The organism is Streptomyces sp. WI03-4A (genome assembly GCF_033792105.1).
GTDB classification, from domain to species: Bacteria; Actinomycetota; Actinomycetes; order Streptomycetales; family Streptomycetaceae; genus Streptomyces; species Streptomyces collinus_A.
In genome coordinates, this window is sequence record NZ_JARAUO010000064.1 from 25,547 (window position 1) to 36,310 (window position 10,764).

6 protein-coding genes are annotated in these 10,764 nt (G+C 66.3%); all 6 read right to left on the reverse strand.

Annotated features, from left to right (window positions below; all coding sequences use genetic code 11):
• Window positions 1–33 precede the first annotated feature (33 nt).
• On the reverse strand, window positions 34–504 hold the full coding sequence (rpsG, locus tag PV343_RS37940; RefSeq protein WP_003992340.1) for a 30S ribosomal protein S7: 471 nt from the start codon (window positions 502–504) through the stop codon (window positions 34–36).
• 2 nt (window positions 505–506) lie between these two features.
• Window positions 507–878, reverse strand: coding sequence for a 30S ribosomal protein S12 (gene rpsL, locus PV343_RS37945; protein ID WP_003948652.1), 372 nt, complete (start codon window positions 876–878; stop codon window positions 507–509).
• 467 nt (window positions 879–1,345) lie between these two features.
• The gene (locus PV343_RS37950) at window positions 1,346–5,245 is read right to left on the reverse strand and encodes a DNA-directed RNA polymerase subunit beta' (protein ID WP_319151602.1); all 3,900 of its coding nucleotides are present in this window, start codon (window positions 5,243–5,245) and stop codon (window positions 1,346–1,348) included.
• Window positions 5,246–5,347: 102 nt separating this feature from the next.
• Entirely contained in the window at window positions 5,348–8,833 is a 3,486-nt protein-coding gene (gene rpoB / locus PV343_RS37955) for a DNA-directed RNA polymerase subunit beta (protein ID WP_319151603.1), read from the reverse strand.
• A 566-nt stretch (window positions 8,834–9,399) separates the two neighbouring features.
• Window positions 9,400–9,786: a 50S ribosomal protein L7/L12 gene (gene rplL / locus PV343_RS37960; protein ID WP_319151604.1), complete on the reverse strand. Its 387-nt coding sequence runs from the start codon at window positions 9,784–9,786 to the stop codon at window positions 9,400–9,402.
• A 117-nt stretch (window positions 9,787–9,903) separates the two neighbouring features.
• Window positions 9,904–10,434 (reverse strand): 50S ribosomal protein L10, encoded by a 531-nt coding sequence (gene rplJ, locus PV343_RS37965; protein ID WP_020941659.1) that lies wholly within the window; start codon window positions 10,432–10,434, stop codon window positions 9,904–9,906.
• Between the last annotated feature and the right edge of the window lie 330 nt (window positions 10,435–10,764).

A 10,764-nucleotide genomic window follows, 5' to 3' on the forward strand; every position in this document is an offset into this window, starting at 1 on the left:
TCAGTCTTCTCTCGGTCTCGATGTGGGTAGCGACTACCAGCGGTAGTGCGCGAAGGCCTTGTTGGACTCGGCCATCTTGTGCGTGTCCTCGCGCTTCTTCACAGCGGCACCGAGGCCGTTGGAGGCGTCGAGAAGCTCGTTGAGCAGACGCTCGGTCATGGTCTTCTCGCGACGGGCGCGGGAGTAACCGACCAGCCAGCGCAGCGCGAGCGTGTTGGCACGACCGGGCTTGACCTCGATCGGAACCTGGTACGTCGCACCACCGACACGGCGGGACTTGACCTCGAGGGTCGGCTTGATGTTCTCCAGCGCGCGCTTCAGCGTGATGATCGGGTCGTTGCCCGTCTTCTCACGCAGACCCTCCATGGCGCCGTAGACGATGCGCTCGGCGGTGGAACGCTTGCCGTTGAGCAGCACCTTGTTGATGAGGGAGGTCACCAGAGGAGAACCGTAGACCGGGTCGATGATGACCGGGCGCTTCGGGGCGGGGCCCTTACGAGGCATTCTTACTTCTCCTTCTTGGCGCCGTAACGGCTGCGAGCCTGCTTGCGGTTCTTGACACCCTGGGTGTCGAGCGAACCGCGGATGATCTTGTAGCGAACACCCGGCAGGTCCTTCACACGGCCGCCGCGCACGAGCACGATGGAGTGCTCCTGCAGGTTGTGTCCCTCACCCGGAATGTAAGCGGTGACCTCGATCCCGCTGGTCAGACGCACACGCGCGACCTTACGCAGGGCCGAGTTCGGCTTCTTCGGGGTGGTCGTGAACACACGCGTGCAGACGCCGCGACGCTGAGGGGAACCCTCGAGTGCGGGCGTCTTGTTCTTCTCGACCTTGTCCTGCCGGCCCTTACGGACCAGCTGCTGGATCGTAGGCACTACTTCTCCGGTTTCTGTGTGCCGAGTAAAGCTAACCTGGAACTTCTCCGACCCACGCGGTCGGGTGTGTCGAATCCCGCAGACCTTCGCCGCCAAGCGAAAAGGGCGCAGATTTCGGTGGCCGGTGACGGCTCGCTGTGCGGTTGAAGGCACGCACGAGAGCCAGGGCACACCCCAGGCACAAGGTCTGAGCGTACCTACCTCATTCGCTGTGGTCAAAACAAATGGAGTCCAGCGCCGTTCCGGCGCTCCCCGCGTGCGGATTCGGTCGGGCGGACGTACACTCCACGATCTTCGAACCGGGCCGCGCACACCGGCCGGCGACCGCTCACCGGGCCCCTGAGCAGCCTCACACGGCCGCGCACCCCGTCGCCCCCCGGACCCGCCCCCGTTCGGACGCGGGGCCCGTACAACGCCGAAGGGCGGCCACCCCACGGGGTGACCGCCCTTCGGTTCAGGCTGCCCGCTTACTGGTTGTACGGACCGTAGTCGTAGTCCTCCAGCGGAACGGCCTGGCCGGAGCCGGTGCCGAACGGCGAGTAGTCGATGTCGTCGTAGCCGACGGCCGAGTACATCGCGGCCTTGGCCTCCTCGGTCGGCTCGACCCGGATGTTGCGGTAGCGGGACAGACCCGTACCGGCCGGGATGAGCTTACCGATGATGACGTTCTCCTTGAGGCCGATGAGGCTGTCGGACTTGGCGTTGATCGCCGCGTCCGTCAGGACTCGGGTCGTCTCCTGGAAGGAGGCGGCCGACAGCCAGGATTCCGTCGCCAGCGAGGCCTTGGTGATACCCATCAGCTGCGGACGACCGGAGGCCGGGTGACCGCCCTCCTGGACCACACGACGGTTCTCGGTCTCGAACTTCGAGCGCTCGACCAGCTCGCCCGGCAGCAGCTCCGCGTCGCCGGACTCGATGATCGTCACACGGCGCAGCATCTGCCGGATGATGATCTCGATGTGCTTGTCGTGGATCGACACACCCTGCGAGTTGTAGACCTTCTGGACCTCGCCGACCAGGTGGACCTGGACGGCACGCTGACCCAGGATGCGCAGCACGTCGTGCGGGTTGGTGGCACCCACGGTGAGCTGCTGGCCCACCTCGACGTGGTCGCCCTCGCGGACCAGGACCTTGGCACGCTTCGAGATCGGGAACGCCGTCTCGTCGCTGCCGTCGTCCGGGGTGACGACGAGCTTCTTGGTCTTCTCGGTCTCCTCGATCCGCACGCGGCCGGAGGCCTCGGAGATCGGGGCGACACCCTTCGGGGTACGGGCCTCGAAGAGCTCGACGACACGGGGCAGACCCTGGGTGATGTCGTCACCGGCCACACCACCGGTGTGGAAGGTACGCATCGTCAGCTGGGTACCGGGCTCACCGATGGACTGGGCGGCGATGATGCCGACCGCCTCACCGATGTCCACCAGCTTGCCGGTGGCCAGCGAACGGCCGTAGCACATCGCGCAGGTACCGACGGCGGACTCGCAGGTCAGGACCGAGCGGGTCTTGACCTCCTCGACGCCACGGCCGACGAGCTCCTCGATGAGGACGTCGCCCAGGTCGGTGCCGGCCGGGGCCAGGACCTGACCGTCGACCACGATGTCCTCGGCGAGGCAGCGCGCGTACACGGACGTCTCGACGTCGTCCGTCTTGCGCAGCACGCCGTCCGCGCCGCGGTCGGCGATCCGCAGCTTCAGACCGCGCTCGGTGCCGCAGTCCTCCTCGCGGATGATGACGTCCTGCGAGACGTCCACCAGACGACGGGTCAGGTAACCCGAGTCGGCGGTACGCAGGGCGGTGTCCGCCAGACCCTTACGGGCACCGTGCGTGGAGATGAAGTACTCCAGCACGGACAGGCCCTCACGGAAGGACGCCTTGATCGGACGCGGGATGGTCTCGTTCTTCGCGTTCGACACCAGACCACGCATACCGGCGATCTGCCGCATCTGCATCATGTTTCCTCGGGCACCCGAGTCAACCATCATGAAGATGGGGTTCGTCTTGGGGAAGTTCTCGTTCATCGCCTCGGCGACCTCGTTGGTCGCCTTGGTCCAGATCGCGATGAGCTCCTGCGTGCGCTCTTCCTTGGTGATCAGACCGCGCTCGTACTGCTTCTGGACCTTCTCGTCCTGCGCCTCGTACCCGCGGACGATCTCCTTCTTCGCCTCGGGAACGACGACGTCGGAGATGGCCACGGTGACACCGGAACGGGTCGCCCAGAAGAAGCCGGCCGCCTTCAGGTTGTCGAGCGTCGCCGCCACGATGACCTTGGGGTAGCGCTCGGCCAGGTCGTTGACGATCTCGGAGAGCTGCTTCTTGCCCACCGAGTAGTCGACGAACGGGTAGTCCTCGGGCAGCAGCTCGTTGAAGAGCGCGCGGCCCAGCGTGGTGCGCAGGCGGAACGAGTCACCCTGCTGCCACTCGGGCTCGCCCTCCTCGCGGGCCGGCGGGGTCCAGCCGCGCGGCGGGATGGTGCCCACCGGGAAGCGGATGTCGATCTGCGACTGCAGCGCCAGCTCGCCGGCGTCGAACGCCATGATCGCCTCGGCCGTGGAGCCGAACGCGCGGCCCTCGCCCTTGGTGTCACGCAGCTCGCCGTCGGTGGTGAGGAAGAACAGACCGAGGACCATGTCCTGGGTCGGCATCGTCACCGGGCGGCCGTCGGCCGGCTTGAGGATGTTGTTCGAGGACAGCATCAGGATGCGGGCCTCGGCCTGCGCCTCCGCGGACAGCGGCAGGTGCACGGCCATCTGGTCACCGTCGAAGTCCGCGTTGAACGCGGTGCAGACGAGCGGGTGGATCTGGATGGCCTTGCCCTCGACCAGCTGCGGCTCGAAGGCCTGGATGCCGAGGCGGTGCAGGGTGGGAGCACGGTTCAGCAGCACCGGGTGCTCGGCGATGACCTCTTCGAGGACGTCGTACACGACCGTGCGGCCGCGCTCCACCATGCGCTTGGCGCTCTTGATGTTCTGCGCGTGGTTCAGGTCGACCAGGCGCTTCATCACGAACGGCTTGAAGAGCTCCAGCGCCATCGCCTTGGGCAGACCGCACTGGTGCAGCTTCAGCTGCGGACCGACGACGATCACGGAACGCGCGGAGTAGTCCACACGCTTGCCGAGCAGGTTCTGACGGAATCGACCCTGCTTACCCTTCAGCATGTCGCTGAGGGACTTCAGCGGACGGTTACCGGGACCGGTCACCGGCCGGCCGCGACGGCCGTTGTCGAAGAGGGCGTCGACGGCCTCCTGGAGCATGCGCTTCTCGTTGTTCACGATGATCTCGGGCGCGCCGAGGTCGAGAAGCCGCTTCAGGCGGTTGTTGCGGTTGATGACACGGCGGTACAGGTCGTTCAGGTCGGAGGTCGCGAAGCGGCCACCGTCCAGCTGCACCATCGGACGCAGGTCCGGCGGGATGACCGGGACGCAGTCCAGGACCATGCCCTTGGGGCTGTTGGACGTCTGCAGGAACGCGGAGACGACCTTCAGCCGCTTCAGGGCGCGGGTCTTCTTCTGGCCCTTGCCGGTGCGGATGATCTCGCGGAGCTTCTCGGCCTCCTCGTCGAGGTCGAAGGACTCCAGGCGCTTCTGCAGCGCCGCGGCACCCATCGAGCCGTCGAAGTACGTGCCGAAGCGGTCACGCAGCTCGCGGTAGAGCAGCTCGTCGCCCTCGAGGTCCTGGACCTTGAGGTTCTTGAACCGGGTCCACACCTCGTCGAGGCGGTCGATCTCGCGCTGCGCGCGGTCGCGCAGCTGCTTCATCTCGCGCTCCGCGCCCTCGCGCACCTTGCGGCGCACGTCGGCCTTGGCGCCCTCGGCCTCCAGCTCGGCCAGGTCGGTCTCGAGCTTCTTGGCGCGGGCCTCGAGGTCGGCGTCGCGGCGGTTCTCGACCTGCTGGCGCTCCACCGAGACGTGCGCCTCCAGGGAGGGCAGGTCGCGGGTGCGACGCTCCTCGTCGACGTACGTGATCATGTACGCCGCGAAGTAGATGACCTTCTCGAGGTCCTTCGGCGCCAGGTCCAGCAGGTAGCCGAGGCGCGAGGGGACACCCTTGAAGTACCAGATGTGCGTGACGGGAGCGGCCAGCTCGATGTGGCCCATCCGCTCACGGCGCACCTTGGCGCGCGTGACCTCGACGCCACAGCGCTCGCAGATGATGCCCTTGAAGCGGACGCGCTTGTACTTGCCGCAGTAGCACTCCCAGTCCCGGGTCGGACCGAAGATCTTCTCGCAGAAGAGTCCGTCCTTCTCGGGCTTCAGGGTGCGGTAGTTGATGGTCTCGGGCTTCTTGACCTCGCCGTGGCTCCACTGACGGATGTCGTCAGCGGTGGCCAGACCGATCCGGAGCTCGTCGAAGAAGTTGACGTCGAGCACTATGCGTCAATCCCTCTCAGGGTTGTAAGTCTGTGGTCTGAAACGGGGGCCTGGGGGTCGGCGGGGGCCTCACACGGTGGCGAGGCCCCTACCGGACTCCCGTCAGACCTCTTCGACGCTGCTCGGCTCGCGCCGGGACAGGTCGATACCGAGCTCCTCCGCAGCGCGGAAGACGTCCTCGTCGGTGTCGCGCATCTCGATCGACATACCGTCGCTGGACAGCACCTCCACGTTCAGGCAGAGCGACTGCATCTCCTTGATGAGCACCTTGAAGGACTCGGGGATGCCGGGCTCGGGGATGTTCTCGCCCTTGACGATGGCCTCGTAGACCTTCACGCGGCCGGTCACGTCGTCGGACTTGATCGTCAGCAGCTCCTGGAGCGCGTAGGCGGCGCCGTAGGCCTCGAGGGCCCACACCTCCATCTCGCCGAACCGCTGGCCACCGAACTGCGCCTTACCACCCAGCGGCTGCTGGGTGATCATCGAGTACGGACCGGTCGAGCGGGCGTGCAGCTTGTCGTCGACCAGGTGGTGCAGCTTCAGGATGTACATGTAGCCGACCGAGATCGGGTCCGGGAACGGCTCACCGCTACGGCCGTCGAACAGCCGCGCCTTACCGGTCGGGAGCACCATGCGCTCGCCGTCGCGGTTCGGGATGGTGTGCTGCAGCAGACCCGCCAGCTCGTCCTCACGGGCACCGTCGAACACCGGAGTGGCGACGTTGGTGCCGGGAGCGACGGAGTCGGCGCCGATCGCCTGGAGGCGCTGGGCCCACTCCTCCGCGAGGCCGGAGACGTCCCAGCCGCGGCTGGCGAGCCAGCCGAGGTGGATCTCCAGGACCTGTCCCGGGTTCATTCGGGACGGCACACCCAGCGGGTTGAGGATGATGTCGACCGGGGTGCCGTCCTCCAGGAACGGCATGTCCTCGATCGGCAGGATCTTGGAGATGACACCCTTGTTGCCGTGACGGCCGGCGAGCTTGTCACCATCGGTGATCTTGCGCTTCTGCGCGACGTAGACGCGGACCAGCTGGTTCACGCCCGGCGGCAGCTCGTCGCCCTCCTCGCGGTCGAAGACGCGCACACCGATGACCTTGCCGGTCTCGCCGTGCGGCACCTTCAGCGAGGTGTCACGGACCTCACGGGCCTTCTCACCGAAGATCGCGCGCAGCAGGCGCTCCTCGGGGGTCAGCTCGGTCTCACCCTTCGGGGTCACCTTGCCGACGAGGATGTCGCCGGCGATGACCTCGGCACCGATGCGGATGATGCCGCGCTCGTCGAGGTCGGCGAGGACCTCCTCGGAGACGTTCGGGATGTCCCGGGTGATCTCCTCGGGGCCGAGCTTGGTGTCACGGGCGTCGACCTCGTGCTCCTCGATGTGGATCGAGGAGAGGACGTCGTCCTGCACGAGGCGCTGCGACAGGATGATCGCGTCCTCGTAGTTGTGACCTTCCCACGGCATGAACGCCACGAGCAGGTTCTTGCCCAGCGCCATCTCGCCGTTCTCGGTGGCCGGACCGTCCGCGAGCACCTGGCCCGTGATGATCCGGTCGCCCTCGTCGACGACGACCTTCTGGTTGACCGAGGTGCCCTGGTTGGACCGGGAGAACTTGTGCAGGCGGTACGTGATGTACGTGCCGTCGTCGTTCGCCGTGGTGATGTAGTCCGCGGAGACCTCCTGGACCACACCGTCCTTCTCGGCCTTGACCACGTCGCCGGCGTCGACCGCGGAGCGGTACTCCATGCCGGTGCCGACGAGCGGCGCCTCGGACTTGATGAGCGGCACGGCCTGGCGCATCATGTTCGCGCCCATGAGGGCACGGTTGGCGTCGTCGTGCTCGAGGAACGGGATCATGGCCGTCGCGACCGACACCATCTGGCGCGGCGAGACGTCCATGTAGTCGACGTCCTCGGGGCTGACGTAGTCGACCTCACCGCCACGGCGGCGGACCAGGACACGCGCCTCGGCGAACCGCAGTTCGTCGTTGAGCGTGGCGTTGGCCTGCGCGATGACGAAGCGGTCCTCCTCGTCGGCGGTCAGGTAGTCGACCTCGTCGGTGACCTGGCCGTCGTTGACCTTGCGGTACGGGGTCTCGACGAAACCGAACGCGTTGACCCGGCCGTAGGAGGCGAGCGAGCCGATCAGACCGATGTTCGGGCCTTCGGGCGTCTCGATCGGGCACATGCGGCCGTAGTGCGAGGGGTGCACGTCACGGACCTCGAAGCCGGCCCGCTCACGGGAGAGACCACCCGGGCCAAGGGCCGACAGGCGGCGCTTGTGGGTGAGACCCGACAGCGGGTTGTTCTGGTCCATGAACTGCGACAGCTGGCTGGTGCCGAAGAACTCCTTGATGGAGGCGACGACCGGCCGGATGTTGATCAGGGTCTGCGGCGTGATCGCCTCGACGTCCTGGGTCGTCATGCGCTCGCGCACGACGCGCTCCATACGGGCGAGACCCGTACGGACCTGGTTCTGGATCAGCTCGCCGACGCTGCGCAGGCGCCGGTTGCCGAAGTGGTCGATGTCGTCCGTCTCGACAACGATGGAGTCACCGTTGTCGCCGGTGGTCTCGGTCTCGCCGGCGTGCAGCTGCACCAGGTACTTGATCGTCGAGATGATGTCCTCGACGGTCAGGATGCCCGCGTCGAGCGGGGCGTCCGCGCCCAGCTTCTTGTTGACCTTGTAGCGGCCGACCTTGGCCAGGTCGTAGCGCTTGGGGTTGAAGTACAGGTTCTCGAGCAGCGTCTGCGCGGCCTCACGCGTGGGGGGCTCGCCCGGACGCAGCTTGCGGTAGATGTCGAGCAGCGCGTCGTCCTGGCCCTGGGTGTGGTCCTTCTCCAGGGTGGCGCGCATCGACTCGTAGTCGCCGAACTCCTCGAGGATCTGCTCGGTCGTCCAGCCGAGCGCCTTCAGCAGCACGGTGACCGACTGCTTGCGCTTGCGGTCGATGCGGACACCGACCATGTCACGCTTGTCGATCTCCATCTCCAGCCAGGCACCCCGGGACGGGATGATCTTGGCGGAGAAGATGTCCTTGTCGGACGTCTTGTCGATCGAGGAATCGAAGTAGACACCGGGGGAACGGACCAGCTGAGACACCACGACACGCTCGGTGCCGTTGATGACGAAGGTGCCCTTGTTCGTCATGAGCGGGAAGTCGCCCATGAAGACCGTCTGGGACTTGATCTCACCGGTCTCGTTGTTGGTGAACTCGGCGGTGACGAAGAGCGGGGCGGCGTACGTGAAGTCGCGCTCCTTGCACTCGTCGATGGAGTTCTTCGGCGGCTCGAAGCGGTGGTCCCGGAAGGTCAGGGACATCGACCCGGAGAAGTCCTCGATCGGGGAGATCTCCTCGAAGATCTCCTCCAGACCGGACTTGGTGGGGACGTCCTGACCGTTCTCAAGAGCCTCCTCGACCCGACTCTGCCAGGCGGTGTTGCCGAGCAGCCAGTCAAAGCTCTCGGTCTGCAGCGCGAGCAGGTTCGGAACCTCGAGAGGCTCCTTGATCTTTGCAAAGGAGATGCGCAGCGGGGCGGTGCTGGCGCCGTTGTTCGTATTCGCGGTCGAGGCGTTGCGCGAGGCGGCCAAGAGGGGGTCCTTCCGAGGGCTCGGACTCACTACGCGCGTGCCGGTCCCTCGACGTGCACAGAGACAGAAACCCCAGGTCAGGGGAGATTCGGTCATCGATGCTCGAGTGAGGGCAGACCCCTGGTGACGGGCAGGGGACAACTAACAGGCAGCGCAAAGGGTCAGTGTAGCCACTTGGCACACTGATGTCCAGCGCGGGTTTCTGTAGACCCTCGTAGTGCTCAACGCCCTCGTCAACGCCCTCGGCATGCTTGCCCTCAACGCACGTTGATACTGCCCTCTTCGCCGTCGATCCATGCCTCGGATTCGGATCCTTGTGACGACGCGTCCTGAGAATTGCGCGCTGCGTGCGGTTCGTCAAGGCCCCCTTGCCCAAACGAGACTGGCAGGAGACACGACGAAGATCACCATACCCCTCGCCGTCGCGAGTGCAAGGCAACCGAAGCCGACCCCCGGATAAGCCGAAGAGCGACCACCCGGATGGATGATCGCTCTTCGGTGCGTTCGCGTTACAGCCTCAGGAGGCCGCAATCAGCGTGCTGAGGTTCGAGGAACCCCGGAAGGTCTTACTTGACCTCGACGGAGGCGCCGGCGCCCTTGAGGGACTCGGCGGCCTTCTCGGCGGCGTCCTTGGCGACCTTCTCGAGAACGGGCTTCGGGGCGCCGTCCACGAGGTCCTTGGCCTCCTTCAGACCCAGGGAGGTCAGCTCACGCACGACCTTGATGACCTGGATCTTCTTGTCGCCGGCACCGGTGAGGATGACGTCGAACTCGTCCTTCTCCTCGACGGCCTCGGCGGCACCGGCACCGGCGCCACCGGCCACGACGACCGGCGCGGCAGCGGCGGCGGTGACGTCGAACTTCTCCTCGAAGGCCTTCACGAACTCGGAGAGCTCGATGAGGGTCATCTCCTCGAACTGCGCGAGCAGGTCTTCCTGGCTGAGCTTCGCCATGATGGGCGATCCTTCCACTAATTCGGCGGGTGCCGGATGTACTGGGTGTGGCGGGCGTACGTCGGCCCGCTGAGATCCTCGCCGCGTCAGGCGGCCAGGATCAGAAAGCGAGCCGAGTTACTCGGCACCGCCCTGCTCGTCCTGCTTGGCCCGAAGCGCGTCCACGGTGCGGACGAGCTTCGACGGGAGCGCCTGGAAGACAGAGGCAGCCTGGGACTGCTTGCCCTTGAACGCACCGGCCAGCTTGGAGAGCAGAACCTCGCGGGACTCGAGGTCCGCAAGCTTCTTGATCTCATCGGCGGACAGCGCCTTGCCGTCAAGGACACCGCCCTTGATGATGAGATTCGGGTTGTCCTTGGCGAAGTCACGGAGACCCTTCGCCGACTCCACCGGGTCACCGGTGACGAAGGCGACGGCCGTCGGACCAGCGAAGAGCTGGTCGTCCAGCGTGATCCCGGCCTCGTTGGCCGCAATCTTGGTCAGCGTGTTCTTCACCACGGCGTACTGGGCGTTCTCACCGAGCGACCGGCGCAGCGTCTTGAGCTGCGCCACGGTGAGACCGCGGTACTCGGTCAGCACGGCGGCATTGGAGCTGCGGAACTTGTCCGTCAGCTCCGCAACCGCGGCAGCCTTGTCGGGCCTCGCCATAGAGCCTCGGCCTCCTTCCGGGTGATTCGGACCGCGCGGACCCGAAGGAGGACTGGGGAAAACGAAACGCCCCGGCGCAGGCGCTCGGGGCGGACTCGACCGGCCGCACACACTCAGGGAGTGTGCTCCGGGAGTTCTTCCACAGTCACCTGCGCGGGTCGTCCACTCTTCAGCGGATCCTTCGGCCACCGCGCCCTCGTGGGAGCGCACGGCAACGACCAGCGGTCTTTGGCTTCGATAGGAGAGTACGGGACCGGGGCGCCGTCGAGCAAATCGGGCTCCACGGGCGCCGCCGCGGCCGTCCCGCGGGGCGCCCGGACGGAGCCGCCC